The sequence below is a fragment of the Pseudomonas sp. GL-RE-29 genome (genome assembly GCF_019947275.1).
GTDB classification, from domain to species: domain Bacteria; phylum Pseudomonadota; class Gammaproteobacteria; order Pseudomonadales; family Pseudomonadaceae; genus Aquipseudomonas; species Aquipseudomonas fluorescens_A.
This window is the reverse complement of record NZ_JAGYGD010000010.1, coordinates 18,672-44,101: the sequence shown is the minus strand read 5'-3', so window position 1 is coordinate 44,101 and position 25,430 is coordinate 18,672. Positions and strand designations below refer to the sequence as shown.

The following is a 25,430-nucleotide window of genomic DNA, read 5'->3' as shown; positions in this document are numbered from 1 at the left end:
GTGTTGGCCCGTGCAGCACCAGATAGGAATGCGGAGAAAGTAAATGAGCGCGCTCTATATGATTGTCGGCACCCTGGTGGCTCTGGGTGTGCTGGTTACCTTCCACGAGTTCGGCCATTTCTGGGTCGCGCGTCGCTGTGGGGTCAAAGTGCTGCGCTTTTCCGTAGGCTTCGGGATGCCGTTGCTGCGTTGGCACGACAAGAAAGGCACCGAATTCGTGGTGGCTGCCATTCCGTTGGGTGGCTACGTAAAGATGCTCGACGAGCGTGAAGGCGAAGTGCCGGCCGATCAGCTCGATCAATCCTTCAATCGCAAATCGGTACGCCAGCGTATTGCCATCGTGGCGGCAGGGCCGGTCGCCAACTTTCTGCTGGCAATGGCGTTTTTCTGGGTGTTGGCCATGCTCGGCACCGAGCAGGTGCGTCCTGTCATTGGTGCTGTAGAGTCCGGCAGTATCGCCGCCAAGGCCGGTTTGAACGCCGGTCAGGAAATTATTTCAATCGACGGCGAGCCGACTTCCGGCTGGGCTGCGGTAAATTTGCAATTGGTCCGTCGACTTGGGGAAAGTGGTTCCCTGCAGGTGTTGGTACGTGATCAGGGTTCCACGGTTGATTCACCCCGTGAGCTCGCGCTGGATAAATGGCTCAAGGGGGCTGATGAGCCGGATCCGATTCGCTCGCTGGGTATCCGTCCATGGCGTCCGGCATTGCCGCCGGTCCTGGCTGAGCTTGATTCGAAAGGCCCAGCCCAGGCTGCCGGCCTGAAAACCGGTGATCGCTTGCTGGCGCTTGATGGCAAGTCGCTGGATGACTGGCAGCAGGTGGTCGATACCGTCCGTATGCATCCTGATACCAAAATCATGCTGCGGGTGGAGCGTGATGGTGCTCAAATCGACGTCCCTGTCACGCTGGCTGCACGTGGCGACAAGAAGACGCCGAGTGGTTATTTGGGCGCGGGGGTAAAAGCTGTCGATTGGCCACCGGAGATGATTCGCGAGGTCAGCTACGGTCCTATGGCCGCGATTGGGGAGGGGGCTCGACGCACTTGGACCATGAGCGTTCTGACCCTCGATTCGCTGAAGAAAATGTTGTTCGGCGAGCTCTCGGTAAAAAACTTGAGTGGACCGATAACCATTGCTAAAGTGGCGGGCGCTTCGGCCCAGTCGGGTGTTGCTGATTTCCTGAATTTCCTTGCTTATCTGAGTATTAGCTTGGGCGTTCTGAATTTGCTGCCCATTCCTGTGCTGGATGGGGGGCATTTGTTGTTTTATCTGATCGAGTGGGCGCGTGGTCGTCCCTTGTCGGATCGGGTGCAGGGTTGGGGGATACAGATCGGTATCAGTTTGGTGGTCGGAGTGATGTTGCTCGCTTTGGTCAATGATCTGGGTCGTCTGTAACACTTCGCTGAATTGCGAATCTGCCGCATTTTGCGGCAGTTTGTTTATTGCCAGTTGGAATAAGAAAGGACTTCATGAAACGTCTGCTGCTAACTGCGGTTCTCACCGTATTGATGATCGCCGAAGTTCACGCCGAGTCCTTCACTATCTCTGATATTCGCGTCAATGGCCTCCAGCGGGTCTCCGCGGGTAGCGTCTTTGGTGCTTTGCCGTTGAACGTCGGTGAACAGGCGGATGATCGTCGCCTGGTGGAATCCACTCGTGCGTTGTTCAAAACCGGTTTCTTTCAAGATATCCAGCTGGGCCGTGATGGCAACGTCCTGGTAATCACTGTAGTCGAGCGTCCGTCGGTCGCCAGTATCGAGATCGAAGGTAACAAGGCGATCTCTACTGAAGACCTGATGAAGGGCCTGAAGCAGTCCGGTCTGGCCGAAGGCGAGATCTTCCAGCGCGCCACCCTCGAAGGTGTACGTAACGAGCTGCAACGCCAGTACGTCGCTCAGGGTCGCTACTCGGCCACTGTGGACACCGAAGTGGTGCCACAGCCGCGTAACCGCGTAGGTTTGAAGGTCAACATCAACGAAGGCACCGTTGCGGCTATCCAGCACATCAACGTGGTGGGCAACACGGTCTTCCCTGATGAAGACCTGATCGACCTGTTCGAACTCAAGACCACCAACTGGCTGTCGTTCTTCAAGAACGACGACAAGTACGCCCGTGAAAAACTCTCCGGCGACCTGGAGCGTCTGCGTTCCTATTATCTGGATCGCGGCTATATCAACATGGATATCGCCTCTACCCAGGTGTCCATCACCCCGGACAAGAAGCACGTCTATATCACCGTCAACATCAACGAAGGTGACAAGTACACCGTTCGTGACGTGAAGTTGAGCGGCGACCTGAAAGTCCCTGAAGACCAGGTCAAGTCCCTGCTGCTGGTCCAGAAAGGCCAGGTGTTCTCGCGCAAGCTGATGACCACCACCTCCGAATTGATCACCCGTCGTCTGGGTAACGAGGGTTACACCTTCGCCAACGTCAACGGTGTGCCACAGCCTCATGATGAAGATCACACCGTGGACATCATGTTCGCTGTCGATCCCGGCAAGCGTGCCTACGTGAACCGCATCAATTTCCGTGGCAACACCAAGTCGGAAGACGAAGTGCTGCGTCGTGAAATGCGTCAGATGGAAGGTGGTTGGGCTTCAACTTACCTGATCGACCAATCCAAGACTCGTCTGGAGCGTTTGGGCTTCTTCAAGGAAGTCAACGTTGAAACCCCGGCAGTACCGGGCGTTGATGACCAGGTTGATGTCAACTACAGCGTTGAAGAGCAAGCCTCCGGTTCGATTACCGCCAGCGTCGGTTTCGCCCAGAGCGCGGGTCTGATCCTTGGTGGTTCGATCACCCAGAACAACTTCCTCGGTACCGGTAACAAGGTCAGCATCGGCCTGACCCGTAGCGAATACCAGAGCCGTTATAACTTCGGTTATGTCGACCCCTACTGGACTGCTGATGGTGTGAGCCTCGGTTACAACGCCTTCTACCGCACCACCGACTATGACGATCTTGATGTCGACGTAGCCAGCTATGCCGTAGACAGCCTGGGTGCGGGCGTGAGCGTCGGTTACCCGATCAGCGAGACTTCGCGCCTGACCTTCGGTCTGACTGCCCAGCAGGACGAGATCAAGACGGGTGTGTACACCGTTGATGAAATCTTCGACTTCGTTGACAAGGAAGGCGACAAGTACCTGAACTTCAAGGCTTCGGCCGGCTGGTCCGAATCGACCCTGAACAAAGGCGTACTCGCGACCCGTGGTCATTCCCAAAGCCTGGTGCTGGAAACCACTACGCCGGGCAGCGACCTGTCGTTCTTCAAGCTCGATTACCGTGGCCAGTTGTTCCAGCCTTTGAGCGAAAACTACACCATGCGCCTGCATACCGAATTGGGTTATGGCGATGGCTACGGTTCGACCGATGGCTTGCCATTCTATGAAAACTACTATGCTGGTGGTTTCAACTCGGTTCGTGGCTTCAAGGACAGCACGCTGGGTCCACGCAGTACCCCGAGCCGTGGTCAACTTGTTACGGGCAATGCGGGTACTCAATTTGACCCGGACCAGGATCCTCTGCCATTCGGTGGTAACGTCCTGATCCAGGGTGGTGTTGAAGTGCTGTTCCCGCTGCCGTTCATCAAGGATCAACGATCCCTGCGCACTTCGGTATTCTGGGATGTGGGTAACGTATTCGACTCCTCGTGCTCGGATACAGTTAACGCCGATGGCACGAAGTCCAACACCAAGTGCAACGACATCAGTCTGAGCAACATGGCCAGTTCCGTCGGTGTGGGTGTGACCTGGGTCACCGCACTGGGTCCTCTGAGTTTTGCGTTGGCCATGCCAGTCAAGAAACCGGATGACGCTGAAACTCAAGTGTTCCAATTCTCCCTCGGCCAGACGTTCTAAGCGTCTGACCCAAGATAACGACAATGAATTTTGTAGGAGTGCATCGTGCGTAAGTTGACTCAATTGGTTCTCCTGGCTTCCCTACTGGTAGCGGGCCCGGCATTTGCCGACATGAAAATTGCCGTGCTGAACTATCAGATGGCGCTGCTGGAATCCGATGCGGCCAAGAAGTACGCCGTGGATGCCGAGAAAAAATTCGGTCCTCAACTGTCCAAGCTCAAGACGCTGGAAAGCAGCGCCAAGGGCATTCAGGACCGTCTGATGGCCGGTGGCGACAAAATGCAGCAAGGCGAGCGTGAGCGTCTGGAACTTGAATTCAAGCAAAAGGCCCGTGACTTCCAGTTCCAGTCCAAGGAACTGAACGAAGCCAAAGCCGTTGCTGACCGTGAAATGCTGAAGCAGCTCAAGCCGAAACTGGACAGCGCTGTGGAAGAAGTCATCAAGAAAGGTGCTTTTGACCTGGTCTTCGAGCGTGGCGCAGTGATTGATGTCAAGCCTCAGTACGACATCACGCGCCAGGTTATCGAGCGCATGAATCAGCTGAAGTAATCCATGACCGCGACTATCAAGCTCGGCCAGTTGGCCGAGTTCCTCGGCGCCACACTGCGTGGCGACCCGGAAAAAGCAATTACTGGGCTAGCCACCTTGCAGGAGGCTGGCCCAGCTCAGTTGAGCTTTCTGGCAAATCCCCAATACCGTAAATACCTGCCAGGTTGTCAGGCTGCAGCTCTGTTGCTGAAAGCCGCTGACGCCGAGGGGTTTGCCGGGGACGCGCTGGTGGTGCCTGATCCTTACGCCGCCTACGCTCGTATTTCTCACCTGTTCGATCCCAAGCCAAAGGCAGCCCCGGGTATTCATCCGTCGGCGGTCATTGCGCCAGACGCAGTCATTGATCCTGCGGCGAGTATCGGTGCCTTCGTGGTCATCGAAAGCGGGGCGCATGTGGCTGCTGGTACGACCGTGGGCGCGCATTGTTTCATCGGCGCCCGTAGCGTCATCGGCGAAGGTGGCTGGCTCGCACCACGTGTCACGCTGTATCACGACGTACGCGTCGGCAAGCGGGTGGTGATCCAGTCCGGGGCCGTGCTCGGTGGCGAAGGTTTCGGCTTTGCCAACGAGAAGGGCATCTGGCAGAAAATTGCCCAGATCGGTGGCGTGCTGGTTGGCGACGACGTGGAGATTGGCGTGAATACCGCCATCGACCGTGGCGCATTGGCCGATACCATCATTGGCAACGGCGTGAAGCTCGACAACCAGATTCAGATCGCCCATAACGTCCAGGTCGGTGATCACACCGCCATGGCCGCGTGCGTGGGAATATCCGGCAGCACCAAAATCGGCAAGCATTGCATGCTCGCCGGTGGCGTAGGGCTGGTGGGGCATATCGATATTTGCGACAACGTTTTCATCACCGGGATGACCATGGTGACCCACTCGATTACCGAGCCGGGCGCCTATTCTTCCGGTACGGCGATGCAACCGGCAGCCGAGTGGCGCAAAAGCGCGGCACGTATCCGTCAGCTCGATGACATCGCGCGGCGTTTGCGACAGCTGGAAAAGCAAGTAGGGGAAGTGACCCCTGACGGTAATGCTTCATCAGATGGCTGATACCATTTCCATATCAAGTGTGCACAGCCGCTAGACTGCGTCCTTGATTTGCTAGAGGAGTGCGCGTCAGTCGCGCGCTCCCAATCTTTACATAGGCTTCCCCCCGAAATGATGGACATCAACGAGATTCGCGAATACCTGCCTCACCGTTACCCGTTCCTGCTGGTGGACCGGGTCGTGGATCTGGATGTGGAAGGCAAGCGCATTCGCGCCTACAAGAATGTCAGCATCAACGAACCGTTCTTCAATGGTCACTTCCCTGCGCATCCAATCATGCCGGGCGTGCTGATCATCGAAGCGATGGCTCAGGCTGCCGGGATCCTTGGTTTCAAAATGCTCGACGTGAAACCGGCCGACGGCACCCTTTACTACTTTGTCGGCTCCGACAAGCTGCGCTTCCGCCAGCCGGTGTTGCCGGGCGATCAGTTGATCCTTGAAGCGAAGTTCCTGAGCTGCAAGCGTCAGATCTGGAAGTTCGAATGCCAGGCTTCGGTCGACGGCAAACCAGTCTGCTCCGCTGAAATCATCTGTGCGGAACGCAAACTATGAGTTTGATTGACCCTCGCGCAATCATCGATCCGACGGCCGTCCTGGCCGACGGTGTCGAGGTCGGCCCGTGGTCGATCATCGGCGCAGGTGTGGAAATCGGCGAGGGAACAGTGATCGGGCCACACGTGATCCTAAAGGGCCCGACCCGGATCGGTAAGAACAACCGCATCTACCAGTTCTCCTCGGTAGGTGAGGACACGCCAGATCTGAAATACAAAGGAGAAGAAACGCGCCTGGTGATTGGTGACCACAACGTCATTCGCGAAGGCGTGACGATTCACCGTGGGACCATTCAGGATCGTTCGGAAACCACCCTGGGCGATCACAACCTGATCATGGCCTATGCCCACATTGGCCACGACAGCGTTATCGGCAACCATTGCATTCTGGTCAATAACACCGCTTTGGCTGGCCACGTGCACGTTGAAGACTGGGCGATCCTGTCCGGCTTTACCCTGGTCCACCAGTATTGCCATATCGGCGCCCACAGCTTTTCCGGCATGGGCACAGCCATTGGCAAGGACGTACCAGCGTACGTCACGGTGTTCGGCAACCCGGCCGAAGCTCGCAGCATGAACTTCGAAGGCATGCGCCGTCGCGGTTTCAGCGAAGATGCGATCCACGCTCTGCGTCGCGCCTACAAGGTGGTTTACCGCCAGGGTCTGACCGTTGAGCAGGCACTCGCCGAACTGGCCGAACCGTCGATCCAGTTCCCGGAAGTTGCAGTGTTCCGCGACTCCATCCAGTCATCGACCCGCGGCATCACCCGCTAATCATGGCCAATCTGCGTATTGCGCTGGTGGCGGGTGAGGCTTCCGGCGACATTCTGGGCGCGGGGCTGATGCGTGCACTCAAGGCTCAGCACTCGGCAGTCGAGTTCATCGGTGTCGGTGGTCCATTGATGCAGGCTGAAGGCCTGACTTCGTATTTTCCCATGGAGCGCCTGTCGGTCATGGGCCTGGTGGAAGTACTTGGCCGGTTGCGCGAGTTGCTGGCACGGCGCAAGAAACTGGTCGCGGACCTGATCGCTGCGAAGCCGGACGTGTTCATCGGCATCGATGCCCCGGACTTCAACCTCAATATCGAACTCAAGCTGCGTCAGGCCGGGATCAAGACCGTGCATTACGTCAGTCCGTCGGTCTGGGCCTGGCGGCAGAAGCGGGTGTTGAAGATTCGCGAAGGTTGCGACTTGATGCTTACGCTGTTCCCCTTCGAAGCGAAATTCTACGAAGAGAAAGGCGTACCGGTGCGGTTTGTCGGGCACACCCTGGCCGATGCCATTCCGCTCGAAGCTGACCGCGCTGCTGCGCGGGCTGAACTGGGATTGCCTGATGGGCCGTTGGTTGCGCTGATGCCCGGCAGTCGTGGCGGCGAAGTGGGTCGTCTCGGTGCGTTATTTCTCGATACGGCGCAACGCCTGCGGGCACTGCGTCCGGGTGTGCGTTTTATCGTGCCTTGCGCCAATCCGCAGCGTCGTGCGCAGCTCGAAGAGTTGCTCGCTGGTCGCGATCTGCCGCTGACCCTGCTCGATGGCAAGTCGCACCTGGCGCTGGCTGCCTGCGACGCCGTGTTGATTGCTTCTGGAACCGCAACCCTTGAAGCCTTGCTGTACAAACGGCCGATGGTCGTTGCCTATCGCCTTGCGCCGCTGACGTTCTGGATTCTCAAGCGCATGGTGAAAAGCCCCTACGTTTCCTTGCCGAACCTGCTGGCCCAGCGCCTGTTGGTGCCCGAGTTGCTGCAGGACGAGGCGACGGTCGAAGCGCTGGCGCAAACCCTGTCACCGCTGATTGAGGGCGGTGAAGAGCAAACCCGCGGTTTTGATGAAATTCACCGGACCCTTCGTCTGGATGCCTCCAACCAGGCTGCGGATGCAGTGCTGAACCTGATCGGCCAAGTAAAATGAGTAAGACAAGCATGCAGATGGGGCTGGATTTCACCTTGGTCGCTGAAGTCGAAGAATTGGTTGCCGGTGTCGATGAAGTCGGTCGCGGCCCGCTCTGTGGAGCTGTGGTGACGGCGGCTGTGATCCTTGACCCGAACCGTCCGATTCTCGGTTTGAACGACTCGAAGAAACTCACCGAAGCCCGTCGCGAAAAGCTCTACGACGAGATCTGCGAAAAAGCGCTGAGTTGGTGCATTGCACGGGCGGAAGTCGAAGAGATCGACGAGCTGAACATCCTCCACGCGACCATGCTGGCCATGCAGCGCGCCATTGCCGGGCTGCACATCCAGCCGAAACTGGCGATGATCGACGGCAACCGCTGCCCGAAACTGCCAATGCGCGCGGAAGCCGTGGTTAAAGGCGACAGCAAGGTCCCTGCCATTGCAGCAGCGTCGATTCTCGCGAAGGTCAGCCGTGATCGTGAAATGTCTGCTTTCGAATTGATCTATCCAGGCTACGGCATCGGCGGCCACAAAGGCTACCCGACGCCCGTTCATCTGGAAGCACTGGCACGCCTGGGCCCGACCCCGATTCACCGGCGTTCGTTTGCCCCGGTACGCCTTGCTTACGAAGCTCGCGAGAGTCTGGTCGAGAGTTAATCGCAGGCTGATTTTTTCTACCAAGGCCCGGTACAATCCGGGCCTTGTTGTTTTCATGACTTAACGCAGGATCACTATGCCGGCTTCATTCGTTCATCTACGCCTGCACACTGAATACTCCCTGGTCGACGGTCTGGTGCGGATCAAACCGCTGGTCAAGACCCTGGTCGGCATGAACATGCCTGCCGTTGCGGTCACCGACCAGAACAACATGTGTTCCCTGGTCAAATTCTATAAAAACGCCATGGGTGCAGGGATCAAGCCGATCTGCGGCGCCGACCTGTGGCTGTCGAACAAGGATCCGGATAACCCCCTGAGCCGGATCAGCCTGCTGGTGATGAATGCCGAAGGCTATCGCAACCTCACCGAGCTGATTTCCCGCGGCTTCATCGATGGCCAGCGCAATGGCGCGATCATCATTGAGCGCGAATGGGTCGCTGAAGCCAACGCAGGCTTGATCATGCTGTCGGCAGCGAAAGAGGGCGAAATCGGCCAGGCCATGCTCAGCGGCAACCCGGCGGAAGCGGAAACCCTGGCCCGCGAATGGATGGACGTGTTTCCGGACCGTTTCTATTTGGAGATCCAGCGCACCAACCGCCCCAACGATGAAGAGCAACTGCATGGCGCCGTGGCTTTGGCCGAGAAGATCGGCGCGCCGCTGGTCGCGACCAACGATGTGCGCTTCATCAAGCAGGAAGACTTCGCCGCTCACGAAACCCGCGTTTGCATCGGTGAGGGCCGCGCCCTCGACGATCCGCGGCGCTCGAAAAACTACAGCGATCAGCAATACCTCAAAAGTGCCGAGGAAATGGCCGAGCTGTTCAGCGACATTCCCGAAGCGCTGGAAAACACCGTCGAGATCGCCAAGCGCTGCAACATTGAAGTAAAACTGGGCACGCACTTCCTGCCCAACTTCCCGATTCCCGATGGCATGACCATCGACGAATACTTCCGCAAGGTGTCGTTCGACGGTCTGGAGGAGCGGCTTAGCGTTCTGCTGCCCAAGGACACCACCGAAGACTACGAAGCCAAGCGCCAGGTCTATGTCGATCGGCTGAATTTCGAGCTGGATATCATTATCCAGATGGGCTTCCCCGGTTACTTCCTGATCGTGATGGACTTTATCCAATGGGCCAAGAACAACGGCGTGCCGGTCGGTCCAGGCCGGGGGTCGGGTGCCGGGTCGCTGGTGGCCTATGTTCAGAAGATCACCGACCTCGATCCGCTGGAATATGACCTGCTGTTCGAACGTTTCCTTAACCCGGAACGGGTCTCCATGCCCGACTTCGACGTCGACTTCTGTATGGACGGTCGTGACCGGGTAATCGACTACGTGGCCGAGAAGTACGGCCGCAACGCTGTGAGCCAGATCATCACCTTCGGTTCCATGGCCGCGAAAGCGGTGGTGCGAGATGTGGCGCGGGTGCAGGGCAAGTCCTATGGCCTGGCGGATCGTCTGTCGAAGATGATCCCGTTCGAAGTCGGCATGACCCTGGAAAAGGCTTACGAGCAGGAAGAAATTCTGCGCGACTTCATCAAGGTCGATGAAGAAGCCGCGGAAATCTGGGAGATGGCCCGCAAGCTTGAAGGCGTTGTGCGTAACGTCGGCAAGCACGCCGGTGGTGTGGTTATTGCGCCGACCAAGCTGACCGACTTTTCGCCGATCTATTGTGACGAAGCGGGCGATGGCCTGGTAACCCAGTTCGACAAGGACGACGTTGAAGCGGCTGGTCTGGTGAAGTTCGACTTCCTCGGCCTGCGGACCCTGACGATCATCGACTGGGCGCTGAAAACCATCAACCGCGACCGCGCCAAGGTCAACGAGCCGCCGCTGGACATCGCGTTCATCCCGTTGGACGACAAACCGACCTATTCACTGCTGCAAAAAGCCGAAACCACGGCCGTGTTCCAGCTCGAGTCCCGCGGCATGAAAGAGCTGATCAAAAAGCTCAAGCCCGACTGCCTGGAAGACTTGATCGCACTGGTGGCACTGTTCCGTCCGGGCCCGCTGCAATCGGGCATGGTGGACGACTTCATCAACCGTAAGCACGGTCGCGCCGAACTGGCGTACCCGCACTCGGACTACCAGTACGAAGGCCTGAAGCCAGTATTGGCCCCGACCTACGGCATCATCCTGTATCAAGAACAGGTGATGCAGATTGCCCAGGTCATGGCCGGCTACACCCTCGGCGGCGCGGACATGCTCCGTCGGGCCATGGGTAAGAAAAAACCCGAGGAAATGGCCAAGCAGCGCGGCGGTTTCATTGAAGGTTGCGCCACCAACAATATCGACGCCGACCTGGCCGGTAACATTTTCGACCTCGTAGAAAAGTTCGCCGGTTACGGCTTCAACAAATCCCACTCCGCCGCTTACGGCCTGGTGTCGTACCAGACCGCGTGGCTGAAAGCGCACTACCCGGCGCCGTTCATGGCCGCGGTACTGTCGGCGGATATGCACAACACCGACAAGGTCGTGACCTTGATCGAAGAAGTGCGCACGATGAAGCTGCGTCTCGACGCGCCGGACGTGAACACTTCCGAATTCAAGTTCACGGTAAACGACGAAGGCCGGATTATTTACGGTCTGGGCGCGATCAAGGGTGTGGGCGAAGGCCCGGTCGAGGCGATCACCGAGGCGCGTCAGAAAGGCCCGTTCAAGGACCTCTTCGACTTCTGCGCCCGGGTTGACCTCAAGCGCATCAACAAGCGGACTCTCGACGGCTTGATCCGCAGCGGAGCGCTGGATCGTCTCGGTCCGTATTTCCATGACGAGCCGAAAGCCTATCAGGCCAACATCGACCGCAATCGCGCGGTGTTGCTGACCGCGATGGAAGAGGCAATCAAGGCTGCCGAACAAACCGCCCGAACCCACGACAGCGGCCATGCCGACTTGTTTGGCGGCCTGTTCGTAGAAGAAGACGCCGACGTTTACGCCAACCATCGCAAGGCCAAGGAACTGACGCTCAAGGAACGCCTGAAAGGCGAGAAAGACACCTTGGGCCTGTACCTGACCGGTCACCCGATCGACGAATACGAAGGTGAAATCCGCCGTTTCGCCCGTCAGCGCATCATCGACCTGAAGCCGGCGCGCGATACCCAGACCGTCGCCGGTATGATCATCGCCCTGCGCGTCATGAAGAACAAAAAGGGCGACAAGATGGGCTTCATCACCCTCGACGACCGTTCGGGGCGAATCGAAGCGTCGCTGTTCGCCGATGCGTTCCATTCCGCGCAATCGCTGTTGCAGACCGATGCGATGGTGGTGGTCGAAGGTGAAGTCAGCAACGACGACTTCTCCGGCGGCCTGCGGCTGCGGGTCAAGCGGGTGATGAGCATGGAAGACGCGCGCACCAACCTGGCCGAAAGCCTGCGCTTGAAGCTGCATGCCAAGGATCTCAAGGGCGATCAGCTACGCTGGCTGGGTGAGTTGTTGAAGCGTCACCGCGGTGCGTGCCCGATCACCATGGACTACACCAGTCCCGATGCGAAGGCCTTGTTGCAGTTCGGCGAAGGCTGGCGAATCGACCCGGCGGATGCGTTGATTCAAGCCCTGCGTGACCAGTTCGGGCGAGACAACGTCTTCCTCCAATACCGTTGACGGTCAGTGCTATTGGTTTGCCCTGACCTTGACCTGAATTTTTAATCTCGACCTGAACGCGCCTGTCCCTTAAGGTAGGGCGCGAATAGACAACCGGCCGGCCCAAGCTCTTTTGGATGTCGACCCAAGACGGACGCCTATGAACCCGAATTTTCTAGATTTCGAACAGCCGATCGCCGACCTGCAAGCCAAGATCGAAGAGTTGCGCTTGGTCGGTAATGACAATTCGCTGAATATCGGCGATGAGATCTCCCGCCTGCAGGACAAAAGCAGCACGCTGACCGAAGACATCTTCGGCAAGCTGACCAGCTGGCAGATCGCGCGTCTGGCGCGTCACCCGAAACGTCCCTATACCCTGGACTACATCGAACACATCTTCACCGAGTTCGATGAGCTGCATGGTGACCGTCACTTCTCCGACGATGCCGCCATCGTCGGCGGTATTGCCCGTCTGGACGATCAGCCAGTGATGGTGATCGGTCACCAGAAAGGTCGCGAAGTTCGTGAAAAGGTTCGCCGCAACTTCGGTATGCCGCGTCCGGAAGGCTACCGCAAGGCCTGCCGTCTGATGGAAATGGCCGAACGTTTCAAAATGCCGATCCTGACCTTCATCGACACCCCGGGTGCTTACCCAGGCATCGACGCTGAAGAGCGCAACCAGAGCGAAGCGATTGCCTGGAACCTGCGCGTGATGGCTCGCCTGAAAACCCCAATCATCGCCACCGTTATCGGTGAGGGTGGTTCCGGTGGTGCACTGGCCATCGGCGTCTGCGATCAGCTGAACATGCTGCAGTATTCGACCTACGCGGTGATCTCGCCGGAAGGTTGTGCTTCGATCCTGTGGAAAACCGCCGAGAAAGCACCGGATGCCGCTGAAGCCATGGGCATTACTGCCGAGCGTCTCAAAGGCCTGGGCATCGTCGACAAAGTGATCGGCGAGCCTCTGGGCGGCGCTCACCGTGATCCGGCAGCTGCGGCCGCTTCGATCCGTGCCGAGCTGAGTTCGCAACTGGCGATGCTGAAGAAGTTCGATAACGACGCGCTGCTCAAGCGCCGTTACGATCGTCTGATGAGCTACGGTCTCTAACTGACCTCGCGGTACCCCTGTAGGAGCTGCCGAAGGCTGCGATCTTTTGATCTTGTTTTATAAAAATCAAAGTCAAAAGATCGCAGCCTGCGGCAGCTCCTACAGGGGATTTATGTGAAGTGATCGATCTCTATGAATCCTTCCAATATCGATCTGTCTGTCAGGATCCTGCTGAACCTGAAATCCTGGCGCAATGCCAATACCTGGCATATCGCATTCTCCGGTGGCCTTGATTCCACTGTCCTCCTGCACCTTCTCGCCACTCTCGCTAAAACCGAATCCCTGCCTGCGCTAAACGCCATCCATGTCCATCACGGCCTTCAGACTGTGGCCGATGCGTGGCCGGAACATTGTCGGTTGGTGTGCGAATCGCTGGGAGTGCCATTACAGGTCATTCGCGTGCAGGTTCAACCCGGCGCCAGTGTTGAGCGTGCTGCCCGGGACGCGCGTTACAGCGCCTTCACCGAGGTCACTCAAATCAATGAAGTGTTGCTGACTGCCCAGCACCGCGACGATCAGGCAGAAACCTTGTTGTTCCGCCTGCTACGTGGGGCTGGTGTTAGAGGTTTGTCAGGGATGCCCCGACAACGCCGGTTGGGGAAGGGGCATCTGCTGCGCCCTTTGCTTGATGCCAGCCGCGCTGAGCTTGAGGCCTATGCGGCGGGGCATCAGTTGAACTGGATCGAAGACCCTTCCAATCAGGATCGTCAATTCTCGCGAAACTATCTGCGCCACCAGATTTTTCCGGTATTGACCGCACGTTGGCCACAAGCGATCACAATCATGGCCCGTAGCGCTGCGCATCTGAGCGAAGCGCAGGGGTTGCTTGATGAGTTGGCACAAATCGATTTGAGACAAGCGACCAGCCTCAGTGATTTCGATTGGCTGGGTCTGCCTTCTCTGGAGCTGGCATCGCTGGAAAAACTCTCGGCCGCCCGTCAGCGCAACGCGATCAGCCATTGGCTCGAACCGCTGACACGACTGCCTGATAGCGACCATTGGTCGGGTTGGGAGGATTTACGCGATGCCACCGGCGATGCGCGACCCATTTGGCGGTTAGCCGATGGGGAAATGCATCGGGCGGGCGATCGTATCTGGTGGCTGTCCGGCACCTGGTTGCGTATAGCGATTTCGGTTGGAGAGTGGCCTGACCCCGCGCAGCCGCTGGTGTTGCCCGGTAACGGCGTGCTCACGCTGAAGGGGCAAATCCCCGATGGCCCGTTACAGATCCGCTATCGTGAAGGGGGAGAAGTGATGGAGTTACCCGGCCGTGGTCATCGCGACCTGAAGCGTTTGCTGAACGAGCGCGGAGTGCCGCAGTTCATGCGCGGCAGATTGCCGCTGCTGTACAAGGGCGAGCAATTGCTGGCGGTGGCGAACCTGCCGGGGCTGGATGGTGGTCCGATGGGTGGCTGGAATTTGCATTGGCAGCCGCCGGGCGAAGATCAAGGTTTGAGCTGAAAGGGGCTTTCCGGTAGACTACGCTCCCTTCTTGATACAACTTCTGTGGATTCGCCTGAATTGCAGGAGTTGCCGATTACCAAGCAGTCTTTGCTGGGCGATTCCAAAAAATGTGTAGCGAGCAACGTACCGGTGTTTCATCTCCCGGTCTGTCCCAACGCGGCGGTTTTTTTGAAAGGTGCACTGTGATTAATGCAGGTGATCGGGGGCTTCGGCCTTCCTTCGCTTTCCCCGGCGGCTCGGACCGCTTTAACGCAGACTTCTAGGGTTTTTCATGACGCGCTACATATTCGTCACGGGCGGTGTTGTTTCTTCATTGGGGAAAGGCATTGCATCGGCATCATTGGCGGCCATCCTGGAGGCGCGGGGACTTAAGGTCACCATGCTGAAGCTGGACCCGTACATCAACGTCGACCCGGGCACCATGAGCCCGTTCCAGCACGGTGAAGTGTTCGTCACCCACGACGGCGCCGAGACCGACCTGGACCTGGGCCACTACGAGCGGTTCATCCGCACGACGATGACCCAGAACAACAACTTCACCACCGGCCGTGTCTACGAACACGTGCTGCGCAAAGAGCGCCGTGGTGATTACCTGGGCGCAACCATCCAGGTGATTCCGCACATCACCGACGAAATCAAGCGCCGCATCATCAAGGGTGCAGGCGATGCCGACGTGGCAATGGTCGAGATCGGTGGCACCGTGGGTGACATCGAATCCCAACCGTTCCTCGAAGCCATCCGCCAGCTGCGTTTCGAAGTCGGCGCCAAGCGCGCGATGCTGATGCACCTGACACTGGTGCCGTACATCGCCACTGCCGGCGAAACCAAAACCAAGCCAACCCAGCACTCGGTCAAGGAACTGCGTTCCATCGGCCTGCAACCAGACGTGCTGGTCTGCCGCTCCGATCACCCGATCGATATTTCTTCCCGTCGCAAGATTGCGCAGTTCACCAACGTTGAAGAACGTGCGGTAATCGCGCTGGAAGACGCCGACACCATCTACAAGATCCCGGGCATTCTGCACTCCCAGGGTCTGGACGATTTCGTCGTCGAGCGTTTTGGCCTGCAATGTGGCGGTGCCGATTTGTCCGAATGGGAAGCCGTGGTCGACGCCAAGCTCAATCCTGAGCACGAAGTCACCATCGCCATGGTCGGCAAGTACATGGAGCTGCTGGACGCCTACAAGTCGCTGATCGAAGCGATGAGTCACGCCGGCATCAGCAACCGCACCAAGGTCAACCTGCGCTACATCGATTCCGAAGACATCGAAAACCAGGGTACTGCGTTGCTCGAAGGCGTCGACGCGATCCTCGTTCCTGGCGGTTTCGGTCTGCGTGGCGTGGAAGGCAAGATCACCGCCGTTCAATACGCTCGCGAAAACAAGGTTCCATACCTGGGCATCTGCCTGGGCATGCAAGTGGCCGTGATCGAGTTCGCTCGTAACGTGCTGGGCTGGAAAGACGCCAACTCCACCGAGTTCGATCGTGCAAGCGGTCACCCGGTCGTGGGCCTGATCACCGAGTGGGAAGATGCCACCGGCGCCGTCGAAACCCGTACCGAAGCGTCCGATCTGGGCGGCACCATGCGCCTTGGTGCGCAGGACTGCCTGCTGGAGCCGGGTTCCCTGGTTCACGGCTGCTACGGCAAGGACGTGATCGTCGAGCGTCACCGTCATCGCTACGAAGTGAACAACAACCTGCTGCCGCAAATCATCGAAGCCGGCCTGAAAATCTCCGGTCGTTCCGGTGACGGCGCGCTGGTTGAAGTGGTTGAAGCACCGGATCATCCTTGGTTCGTCGCTTGCCAGTTCCACCCTGAGTTCACTTCGACACCTCGCGACGGTCACCCGTTGTTCAGCGGTTTCGTCAAAGCAGCTTTGGCTCAACACCAGAAGAAGGCTTGAACCTTATGGCGCAGAAGATCATCCGCGTAGGCGATATCGAGATTGCCAACGACAAGCCAATGGTGCTGTTCGGCGGCATGAACGTGCTGGAAAGCCGCGACATGGCGATGCAGGTCTGCGAAGAATACGTCAAGGTTACCCAGAAACTGGGTATCCCTTACGTGTTCAAGGCCAGCTTCGACAAGGCCAACCGTTCCTCCGTGACCTCTTACCGTGGCCCTGGCCTGGAAGAGGGCATGCGGATTTTCCAGGACATCAAGCAAGCCTTCGGCGTGCCGATCATCACCGACGTCCACGAGCCTGAGCAGGCCGCGGTCGTCGCTGAAGTCTGCGACATCATCCAGTTGCCGGCCTTCCTGTCGCGCCAGACCGACCTCGTGGTCGCGATGGCCAAGACCGGCGCGGTGATCAACATCAAGAAAGCCCAGTTCCTCGCACCTCAGGAAATGAAACACATCCTGAACAAGTGCGTTGAAGCGGGTAACGATCAGTTGATCCTCTGCGAGCGCGGTTCGAGCTTCGGCTACAACAACCTGGTCGTCGACATGCTCGGCTTCGGCATCATGAAGCAGTTCGAATACCCGGTGTTCTTCGACGTGACCCACGCGCTGCAAATGCCGGGTGGTCGTGCCGATTCCGCCGGTGGTCGCCGCGCTCAGGTCCTCGACCTGGCAAAAGCCGGCATGAGCCAGTCCCTGGCCGGCCTGTTCCTGGAAGCCCACCCGGATCCGGACAACGCCAAATGCGATGGCCCTTGCGCCTTGCGTCTGGACAAACTGGAGCCATTCCTGGCCCAGCTCAAAGCTCTGGACGAACTGGTGAAGAGTTTTCCGACGGTAGAAACCGCGTAACATCGGAATCCGGTCGTAGGAGCCGGCTTGCTGGCGATAGCGTCCTTTCGGGCCCCATCGCCAGCAAGCCGGCTCCTACGGATGTGACCTACAAGTTATAAATCGAGCAGTAAGCGTTTTCGTCAACTTTGGAGTGTTTACAACAATGGCTAAAATCGTCGACATCAAAGGTCGTGAAGTTCTCGACTCCCGTGGCAATCCCACCGTGGAAGCGGACGTGCTTCTCGACAACGGCATCATCGGCAGTGCCTGCGCGCCGTCCGGTGCTTCCACTGGCTCGCGTGAAGCGCTCGAGCTGCGTGATGGCGACAAGAGCCGTTACCTGGGCAAGGGCGTACTCAAAGCCGTAGCCAACATCAACGGTCCGATCCGCGACCTGTTGAAAGGTACAGACCCAAGCGACCAGAAAGCGCTGGATCTGGCGATGATCAAGCTCGACGGTACTGAAAACAAAGGCTCCCTGGGCGCCAACGCCATCCTCGCCGTTTCCCTGGCCGCGGCCAAGGCAGCAGCTCAGGACCAGGACCTGCCGCTGTACGCTCACATCGCCAACCTGAACGGCACCCCGGGTGTTTACTCGATGCCGGTTCCGATGATGAACATCATCAACGGTGGCGAGCACGCCGATAACAACGTCGACATCCAGGAATTCATGGTTCAGCCGGTTGGCGCCAAGTCTTTCTCGGAAGGTCTGCGCATGGGCACCGAGATTTTCCACCACCTCAAAGCCGTGCTGAAGGCCCGTGGCCTGAGCACTGCCGTCGGTGACGAAGGTGGTTTCGCACCAAACCTGGCTTCCAACGAAGACGCTTTGAAAGTGATCTCCGAAGCCGTAGCCAACGCTGGCTACAAGCTGGGCACTGACGTGACCCTGGCTCTGGACTGCGCGGCCAGCGAATTCTACGAAGACGGCAAGTACAACCTGTCCGGCGAAGGCCAGGTGTTCACCGCTGAAGGTTTCGCTGATTACCTGAAAGGCCTGACCGAGCGTTACCCGATCATCTCCATCGAAGATGGCCTGGACGAGTCCGACTGGGCTGGCTGGAAAATCCTCACCGACAAGATCGGCGAGAAGACTCAGCTGGTAGGCGACGACCTGTTCGTGACCAACACCAAGATCCTGAAAGAAGGCATCGACAAAAAGATCGCCAACTCGATCCTGATCAAGTTCAACCAGATCGGCACCCTGACCGAAACCCTGGAAGCCATCCAGATGGCCAAGGCTGCCGGTTACACCGCCGTGATCTCGCACCGCTCCGGCGAAACTGAAGATTCGACCATTGCCGACCTGGCTGTTGGTACTTCGGCTGGCCAGATCAAGACCGGTTCCCTGTGCCGTTCCGATCGCGTTTCCAAGTACAACCAACTGCTGCGTATCGAAGAGCAGTTGAATGGCAAAGCCAAGTACAACGGCCGCAGCGAATTCCGCGGTTAATCAGTACATGGTAAAAAGACACCGGATTGTGTCGGAAAAATCGCTACGGCGACGGTTTTGCCACTAATCTGATGCCTTATCAGCACAAGCCTGGTTCATCCAGGCTTCGTGCTATCAGTAGCTTCATGTTTTGGTATGGCTGTCTTTTTTCACTGGATACCTGATATTCGATGCGCAGTCCCAATTGGTTGTTTCTCGTCTTGCTCCTGTTGCTGGCTGGCCTGCAATACCGCCTGTGGGTGGGTAATGGCAGTCTGGCGCAAGTGGCTGAGCTGACTCAGCAGATTGCCGATCAGCAAGCTGAGAACCAGACGTTGCTGGAGCGCAATCGGGTGATGGACGCGGAAGTCAGCGAGTTGAAAAAAGGCATGGAGACCGTTGAAGAGCGGGCTCGCCACGAGTTGGGCATGGTCAAGGACGGTGAAACCCTTTACCAGTTGGCACAATGAACCAGACGTTACCGGCCTTCTGGGCCGTGATTCCTGCCGCGGGCGTCGGTGCCCGTATGGCTGCGGACCGTCCCAAGCAATACTTGCAACTGGGCGGGCGCACTATTCTCGAACACAGCCTCGGCTGTTTCCTTGATCATCCTGGCCTGAAAAGTCTGGTGGTCAGTCTTGCTGTTGATGATCCCTATTGGCCGAACCTGGCGTGTGCCGGCGATGCGCGAATTGCGCGGGTCGAGGGCGGTTCCGAGCGTTCCGGCTCGGTGCTCAATGCGTTGCTGCATTTGCATGCGCAAGGCGCCGATGATGAGGATTGGGTGTTGGTACACGATGCCGCACGGCCGAATCTCAGTCGTGACGATCTCGACAAGTTGCTGGCTGAACTGGCGGATGATCCGGTGGGTGGGCTGCTCGCAGTTCCGGCGCGGGACACGCTCAAACGGGTCGATAAACGCGGGCGTGTCGTTGAAACCGTGGACCGCAGCGTGATCTGGCAAGCGTACACGCCGCAGATGTTTCGCCTCGGTGCGTTGCATCGGGCATTGGCGGACAGTTTGGTAGCTGATGCAGTGATCACTGACGAAGCGTCGGCGATGGAGTGGTCTGGCATGGCTCCGCGCCTGATCGAAGGACGGTCCGATAACATCAAGGTCACGCGCCCCGAAGATCTCGAGTGGCTTCGTCAGCGTTGGGCTAACCGCCGCTAAAAGATCGCAGCCTTCGGCAGCTCTTACAGGAGACCGCGTTTCAAAGTAGGAGCTGCCGAAGGCTGCGATCTTTTGATCTCAAACCCGATACTCCGGCCGCTCCGCCAACCCTTCCTTCAAATAATCCACCAACTTGCGCACCTTCGGCGATAAATGCCGCTGCTGCGGATACAACGCCCAAACGGCAGTATTCGGCGGTTGATGCGCCTCCAACAGCGAAATCAGCGCGCCGTTTTTCAAATGCTCCAGTACGTAATAGTCCGGCAGCTGACACAACCCCACGCCTTGAAGCGCCGCGTCCAACACCGCTTGCCCACTGTTGCAGCGCCAGTTTCCCTGGACGCGTTGGGAAAATTCCCTCCCGTTCTGCTCCAATTGCCACAGATCCGAACTACCAATGAGGCAGTTATGCCGGTTCAATTCCGACAAGCTATGTGGGCGACCATACCGTTCCAGGTAGGAAGGCGATGCGCATAGATACATGCGCCGTGGTGCGAGGCGGGTGGCGACCAGTCGCGAGTCTTGCAGGCGACCGAGTCGGATCGCCAGGTCCAGACCTTCATGCACCAGATCCAGTTGGCGATTGCTTAACTCGATGTCGATCCGCAGTTGCGGATAAAGCCCCATGAAGTGAGTAACCAAGGGCACGATGAAGCGTTCACCGTAGGCCACGGCGCAGGTCATGCGCAACATGCCCTTGGGTTCGCTGGTCAGGTCGCCGACCGCACGCAACGCCTCTTCGCGTCCATCCTGCAGACGCTGGCAATGCTGTAGAAAAGTCTGTCCGGCTTCAGTCAGCGTCACCCGCCGCGTACTGCGGTAGAGCAAACGGGTTTGCAAACGCTCTTCCAGGCGTACGATTTGTCGACTGATATGGGAGGAAGAAACCCCCAAACGTTCTGCGGCAGCGGTGAACTGACTGCACTCGGCCACAGCGACGAACTCGTCGATGCCTTCCCAGCGGTTATCGGACATCAATAATTATCCCTGTACAGCAATAATATTTTGCATTTGCCTCGATTATTCATCGTGCGGCGCTGTATTACACTCCCTGTCTCGTTTTTATTCACTGGAGAACTACCATGATCAAGTCGCGCGCCGCCGTTGCCTTCGAGGCCAAGAAACCTCTGGAGATCGTTGAAGTCGATGTCGCCATGCCCAAGGCGGGTGAAGTGTTGTTGCGCGTGGTGGCCTCCGGTGTTTGCCATACCGATGCCTACACTTTGTCTGGTGCCGATCCGGAAGGCATCTTCCCGTCGATCCTCGGTCACGAAGGCGGTGCAATTGTCGAAGCAATCGGCGAGGGCGTGACTTCCGTTGCAGTCGGCGATCACGTGATCCCGCTGTACACCCCGGAATGCCGTCAGTGCAAATTCTGCCTGTCCGGCAAAACCAACCTCTGTCAGGCGATTCGCGCGACCCAGGGCAAAGGCCTGATGCCGGATGGCACTTCGCGTTTTTCCTACAAGGGCGAAACGATTTTCCACTACATGGGTACTTCGACCTTCTCCGAATACACCGTGCTGCCAGAAATCTCCGTGGCCAAGATTGCTAAAGAAGCGCCGCTGGAAAAAGTCTGCCTGCTGGGTTGCGGTGTCACCACCGGCATCGGCGCGGTCCTCAATACCGCCAAGGTGAAACCTGGTGATACCGTGGCCATTTTCGGCCTCGGCGGCATCGGTCTGTCGGCGGTCATCGGCGCGGTCAAAGCCAAAGCTGCGCGCATCATCGCCATCGACATCAACCCGGCCAAATTCGAGATCGCCAAGCAGCTGGGTGCAACCGATTGTGTAAACCCGAAAGATTTCGACCGTCCGATCCAGGAAGTCATCGTCGACATGACCGATGGCGGCGTCGACTTTTCCTTCGAATGCATCGGCAACGTCCAATTGATGCGCGCTGCACTGGAGTGCTGCCACAAGGGTTGGGGTGAGTCGGTAATCATCGGCGTCGCCGGTGCCGGTCAGGAAATCGCCACACGTCCGTTCCAGCTGGTCACCGGTCGCGTCTGGCGCGGTTCGGCGTTCGGCGGCGTGCGTGGCCGTACCGAGTTGCCAAGCTACGTGGAAATGGCGGAAACCGGCGAGATCCCGCTGGATACCTTCATCACCCACACCATGGGCCTGGAAGATATCAATAAGGCTTTTGACCTGATGCATGAAGGAAAAAGCATCCGCACCGTTATCCATTTCTGAGGTCTGCCATGAGCCTGGAAAATATCTCCTGCCAGAAAAGTTTTGGTGGCTGGCACAAGCGCTATCGCCATCGCTCGGAAGTACTGGGCTGCGACATGGTGTTCGCTGTCTACCTGCCGCCGCAAGCGGAGCAGGGCGGCAAGCTGCCGGTGCTTTACTGGCTGTCGGGCCTGACCTGCACTGACGAAAACTTCATGCAGAAGGCCGGCGCCACGCGCATGGCCGCTGAGCTGGGGCTGATCATCGTGGCACCGGACACCAGCCCCCGTGGTGCCGATGTGCCGGGTGATCCGGATGGTGCGTGGGACTTTGGCCTTGGCGCCGGGTTTTATCTGAATGCCACGCAGGAACCTTGGTCGCGGCACTATCGGATGCATGACTATGTCGTGCAGGAATTGCCGGCATTGGTTGAGGCCCATTTCCCGGCGTCGGACAAGCGTGGCATCAGCGGTCACTCAATGGGTGGTCACGGTGCGCTGGTCTGTGCCTTGCGCAATCCGGGACGGTATCTGTCGGTGTCGGCGTTCTCGCCGATCAACAATCCGATGGACTGTCCCTGGGGTCAAAAGGCCTTTTCCCGTTATCTGGGCGAAGACCGTTCGAAATGGCGCGAGTGGGATGCCTGTGCGTTGATTGCCGAGGCTGACGAGAAGCTGCCATTGCTGGTCGATCAGGGTGATCGCGATGATTTTCTAGCCTCCCAGCTCAAGCCGGAAACCTTGCAACAGGTGACCAAACTGGCCGGTCATCCGCTGACGTTGCGCCTGCAACCCGGCTACGACCACAGCTATTTCTTCATCGCCAGTTTCATCGAGGATCACTTGCGGCATCACGCGCATGCTCTAGGTGCCTAATGCAGGTAGAATCACGCCCTGACAAAAATCGGGGCGTTTTTTTATGCGTATTGGCCACGGCTATGATGTGCACCGTTTCGCTGAAGGCGATTTCATTACTCTCGGCGGCGTGCGCATTGCACACAGTTTCGGGCTGCTCGCTCACTCCGACGGTGACGTCCTGCTGCACGCCTTGAGCGATGCCTTGCTCGGCGCTGCTGCGCTGGGTGACATCGGCAAACATTTCCCGGACACCGACCCGCAATTCAAGGGCGCCGACAGCCGTGCTTTGTTGCGTCATGTCGTCGCACTGATCCACGCCAAGGGCTGGAAGGTCGGCAACGTGGATAACACCATCGTCGCCCAGGCGCCGAAAATGGCCCCGCATATCGAATCCATGCGCGCGCTGATTGCCGCGGATCTTCAAGTCGAGTTGGATCAAGTGAACGTAAAAGCTACCACCACCGAAAAGCTCGGCTTTGTCGGTCGCGAAGAAGGCATCGCTGTGCATTCCGTTGCCTTGTTGCTGCGCGCATGAACGAACTGCAATTGCTCGGCCCGCGGGCCTATGGTGAAGCCCTCGGCACTGCCGTGCTGAAAGCCACCGCGGAAGATTTCCAGGTCGACGAAGTCCTGGATATTCCCTTGAGTGGCGACGGCGAGCACCTGTGGATCTGGGTGGAAAAACGTGGTCTGAATACCGAAGAAGCCGCACGGCGAATTGCCAAGGCTGCCGGCGTGCCATTGCGTACTGTCAGCTATGCCGGACTCAAGGATCGCCAGGCGTTGACGCGTCAGTGGTTCAGTGTGCAATTGCCGGGCAAGGCCGATCCGGACCTGTCGGCGGCAGAAAACGACACGCTGAAAATCCTTAAGACCAGCCGCCACAAACGCAAGCTGCAACGCGGCGCTCACTCGGCGAATGGGTTCACCTTGCGCCTGACGCAATTCGCCGGCGACAAAGCTGCCATCGAAGAGCGCCTGCAGCTGATTGCCAAACAAGGTATCCCCAACTATTTCGGTTCCCAGCGCTTCGGCCATGACGGCGGTAACGTGGTCGATGCCCGTGCGTGGGCTGCGCGCAAGGCTTTGCCGGAGCAGCGCAACGTACGTTCACGCCTGCTGTCGACTGCACGCAGTTTTCTGTTCAACCAGGTTTTGGCTGCGCGCGTAGCGGATGGCACCTGGCAGCATGCGCAGATCGGTGACCTGCTCGCTTTCACTGATAGCCGCAGCTTCTTTCCGGCCGGTGAGGCCGAGTGCAGCGACCCACGACTGACGATACTCGATCTGCACCCGACCGGGCCGCAGTGGGGTGAAGGTGACTCGCCGGCCTCGGGTGCTGTCCATGAACTGGAGCAGGCGATCGCCGCGCGTGAAACGGACCTTCGCGATTGGTTGATCAACGCCGGAATGAGCCACGAACGTCGCATCCTGCGACTGCCCATTGCCGGGTTGACGTGGCATTATCCCGAGCCTGACATTCTGCAACTGGAATTCGTCCTGCCGGCCGGATGCTTCGCCACTGTATTGGTGCGCGAGCTTGTTGATCTGGTGCCGGTGGGGCAGACGGACAGCCCATGCGTATTCTGATTTCTAACGACGATGGGGTAACCGCACCCGGTCTCGCCGCGCTTTATGCTGCGCTGGCGGATTACACCGAATGCGTGGTTATCGCCCCGGACCAGGACAAAAGCGGCGCGAGCAGCTCGCTGACGCTCGACCGTCCGTTGCACCCGCAGACGCTGGCCAACGGTTTTATCAGCATTAATGGCACCCCGACCGACTGCGTGCACCTGGGCCTCAACGGCTTGCTGGAGCGTGAAGCGGACATGGTGGTTTCCGGGATCAACCTGGGCGCTAACCTGGGGGACGATGTGCTGTATTCCGGCACGGTGGCGGCGGCGCTCGAGGGGCGTTTTCTCTCGCGTCCTTCGTTTGCTTTTTCGCTGGTCTCACGACAAGTCGAGAACCTTCCCACAGCGGCTTACTTTGCGCGCAAACTGGTCGAAGCTCATGCTGACCTCGACCTGCCACCGCGCACGGTACTGAACGTGAATATCCCCAATCTGCCGCTGGATCACATTCGCGGTATCCAGTTGACCCGCCTCGGCCATCGCGCACGCGCAGCGGCACCGATGAAAGTGGTCGATCCGCGGGGCAAGGCCGGCTACTGGATCGCCGCTGCGGGGGACGCCGAAGACGGCGGCCCGGGTACCGATTTCCACGCAGTGATGCAGGGCTATGTTTCCATCACCCCGTTGCAACTGGATCGCACCTTCAATGATGCCTTCAGAAGTCTCGATGGCTGGCTGGAGGGGCTGCGCTAATGTCTCGTGAGCAAGACGATAT

General features: G+C 58.3%; 22 protein-coding genes. 21 read left to right on the top strand and 1 reads right to left on the bottom strand.

Annotated elements, in window-relative coordinates; translation table 11 throughout:
- Nucleotides 1-43 precede the first annotated feature (43 nt).
- From rseP to ispD, 16 genes are all read left to right on the top strand, one after another.
- Nucleotides 44-1,396, top strand: coding sequence for a sigma E protease regulator RseP (gene rseP / locus KGB21_RS10730; RefSeq protein WP_034149894.1), 1,353 nt, complete (start codon nucleotides 44-46; stop codon nucleotides 1,394-1,396).
- Nucleotides 1,397-1,470: 74 nt separating this feature from the next.
- A complete protein-coding gene (gene bamA, locus KGB21_RS10725) occupies nucleotides 1,471-3,858 on the top strand; it encodes an outer membrane protein assembly factor BamA (RefSeq protein WP_034149893.1) in 2,388 nt (795 codons plus the stop codon).
- Between the two features lie 45 nt (nucleotides 3,859-3,903).
- Nucleotides 3,904-4,407 (top strand): OmpH family outer membrane protein, encoded by a 504-nt coding sequence (locus KGB21_RS10720; RefSeq protein ID WP_034149892.1) that lies wholly within the window; start codon nucleotides 3,904-3,906, stop codon nucleotides 4,405-4,407.
- 3 nt (nucleotides 4,408-4,410) lie between these two features.
- Nucleotides 4,411-5,466 carry a UDP-3-O-(3-hydroxymyristoyl)glucosamine N-acyltransferase gene (gene lpxD, locus KGB21_RS10715; RefSeq protein ID WP_034149891.1) on the top strand — a complete coding sequence of 352 codons (1,056 nt, stop codon included), beginning with the start codon at nucleotides 4,411-4,413 and terminating at the stop codon, nucleotides 5,464-5,466.
- A 108-nt stretch (nucleotides 5,467-5,574) separates the two neighbouring features.
- Nucleotides 5,575-6,015, top strand: coding sequence for a 3-hydroxyacyl-ACP dehydratase FabZ (gene fabZ / locus KGB21_RS10710; protein ID WP_007907157.1), 441 nt, complete (start codon nucleotides 5,575-5,577; stop codon nucleotides 6,013-6,015).
- A complete protein-coding gene (gene lpxA, locus KGB21_RS10705; RefSeq protein ID WP_223505094.1) occupies nucleotides 6,012-6,788 on the top strand; it encodes an acyl-ACP--UDP-N-acetylglucosamine O-acyltransferase in 777 nt (258 codons plus the stop codon). Before fabZ ends, lpxA begins: the two co-directional genes overlap by 4 nt.
- Nucleotides 6,789-6,790: 2 nt before the next feature.
- Nucleotides 6,791-7,921: a lipid-A-disaccharide synthase gene (lpxB, locus tag KGB21_RS10700; protein WP_034149889.1), complete on the top strand. Its 1,131-nt coding sequence runs from the start codon at nucleotides 6,791-6,793 to the stop codon at nucleotides 7,919-7,921.
- A gap of 11 nt (nucleotides 7,922-7,932) precedes the next feature.
- Nucleotides 7,933-8,559 carry a ribonuclease HII gene (gene rnhB / locus KGB21_RS10695; RefSeq protein ID WP_034149888.1) on the top strand — a complete coding sequence of 209 codons (627 nt, stop codon included), beginning with the start codon at nucleotides 7,933-7,935 and terminating at the stop codon, nucleotides 8,557-8,559.
- A gap of 76 nt (nucleotides 8,560-8,635) precedes the next feature.
- Nucleotides 8,636-12,157, top strand: a complete 3,522-nt coding sequence (gene dnaE, locus KGB21_RS10690; RefSeq protein ID WP_223505093.1) for a DNA polymerase III subunit alpha — start codon at nucleotides 8,636-8,638, stop codon at nucleotides 12,155-12,157.
- A 139-nt stretch (nucleotides 12,158-12,296) separates the two neighbouring features.
- The gene (locus tag KGB21_RS10685) at nucleotides 12,297-13,244 is read left to right on the top strand and encodes an acetyl-CoA carboxylase carboxyltransferase subunit alpha (RefSeq protein WP_034149886.1); all 948 of its coding nucleotides are present in this window, start codon (nucleotides 12,297-12,299) and stop codon (nucleotides 13,242-13,244) included.
- 132 nt (nucleotides 13,245-13,376) lie between these two features.
- Entirely contained in the window at nucleotides 13,377-14,705 is a 1,329-nt protein-coding gene (gene tilS, locus KGB21_RS10680; protein WP_223505092.1) for a tRNA lysidine(34) synthetase TilS, read from the top strand.
- A gap of 274 nt (nucleotides 14,706-14,979) precedes the next feature.
- Entirely contained in the window at nucleotides 14,980-16,611 is a 1,632-nt protein-coding gene (locus tag KGB21_RS10675) for a CTP synthase (protein WP_034149884.1), read from the top strand.
- A 5-nt stretch (nucleotides 16,612-16,616) separates the two neighbouring features.
- Nucleotides 16,617-17,462 (top strand): 3-deoxy-8-phosphooctulonate synthase, encoded by an 846-nt coding sequence (kdsA, locus tag KGB21_RS10670; protein ID WP_008057333.1) that lies wholly within the window; start codon nucleotides 16,617-16,619, stop codon nucleotides 17,460-17,462.
- A gap of 145 nt (nucleotides 17,463-17,607) precedes the next feature.
- Nucleotides 17,608-18,897, top strand: coding sequence for a phosphopyruvate hydratase (gene eno, locus KGB21_RS10665; RefSeq protein ID WP_053159569.1), 1,290 nt, complete (start codon nucleotides 17,608-17,610; stop codon nucleotides 18,895-18,897).
- Between the two features lie 170 nt (nucleotides 18,898-19,067).
- Nucleotides 19,068-19,346: a cell division protein FtsB gene (ftsB, locus tag KGB21_RS10660; RefSeq protein WP_008057335.1), complete on the top strand. Its 279-nt coding sequence runs from the start codon at nucleotides 19,068-19,070 to the stop codon at nucleotides 19,344-19,346.
- A complete protein-coding gene (gene ispD, locus KGB21_RS10655; RefSeq protein ID WP_034149882.1) occupies nucleotides 19,343-20,050 on the top strand; it encodes a 2-C-methyl-D-erythritol 4-phosphate cytidylyltransferase in 708 nt (235 codons plus the stop codon). Before ftsB ends, ispD begins: the two co-directional genes overlap by 4 nt.
- Nucleotides 20,051-20,128: 78 nt before the next feature.
- Here the strand turns inward: ispD and KGB21_RS10650 are convergent, their stop codons facing one another.
- The gene (locus KGB21_RS10650; RefSeq protein ID WP_223505091.1) at nucleotides 20,129-21,025 is read right to left on the bottom strand and encodes a LysR substrate-binding domain-containing protein; all 897 of its coding nucleotides are present in this window, start codon (nucleotides 21,023-21,025) and stop codon (nucleotides 20,129-20,131) included.
- Between the two features lie 107 nt (nucleotides 21,026-21,132).
- Between KGB21_RS10650 and KGB21_RS10645 the strand changes: the two genes are divergently transcribed.
- From KGB21_RS10645 to surE, 5 genes are read left to right on the top strand one after another with little or no spacing between them, the layout of a single operon-like run.
- Complete coding sequence (locus KGB21_RS10645) at nucleotides 21,133-22,245, top strand: S-(hydroxymethyl)glutathione dehydrogenase/class III alcohol dehydrogenase (protein ID WP_077044312.1); 1,113 nt, start codon at nucleotides 21,133-21,135, stop codon at nucleotides 22,243-22,245.
- 8 nt (nucleotides 22,246-22,253) lie between these two features.
- Nucleotides 22,254-23,099: an S-formylglutathione hydrolase gene (fghA, locus tag KGB21_RS10640; RefSeq protein ID WP_223505090.1), complete on the top strand. Its 846-nt coding sequence runs from the start codon at nucleotides 22,254-22,256 to the stop codon at nucleotides 23,097-23,099.
- 43 nt (nucleotides 23,100-23,142) lie between these two features.
- Entirely contained in the window at nucleotides 23,143-23,616 is a 474-nt protein-coding gene (gene ispF / locus KGB21_RS10635; RefSeq protein ID WP_034149878.1) for a 2-C-methyl-D-erythritol 2,4-cyclodiphosphate synthase, read from the top strand.
- A complete protein-coding gene (truD, locus tag KGB21_RS10630) occupies nucleotides 23,613-24,671 on the top strand; it encodes a tRNA pseudouridine(13) synthase TruD (protein WP_223505089.1) in 1,059 nt (352 codons plus the stop codon). The genes ispF and truD overlap by 4 nt, the downstream gene beginning before the upstream one ends.
- On the top strand, nucleotides 24,659-25,408 hold the full coding sequence (gene surE / locus KGB21_RS10625) for a 5'/3'-nucleotidase SurE (protein WP_034149876.1): 750 nt from the start codon (nucleotides 24,659-24,661) through the stop codon (nucleotides 25,406-25,408). The genes truD and surE overlap by 13 nt, the downstream gene beginning before the upstream one ends.
- Nucleotides 25,409-25,430 lie beyond the last annotated feature (22 nt).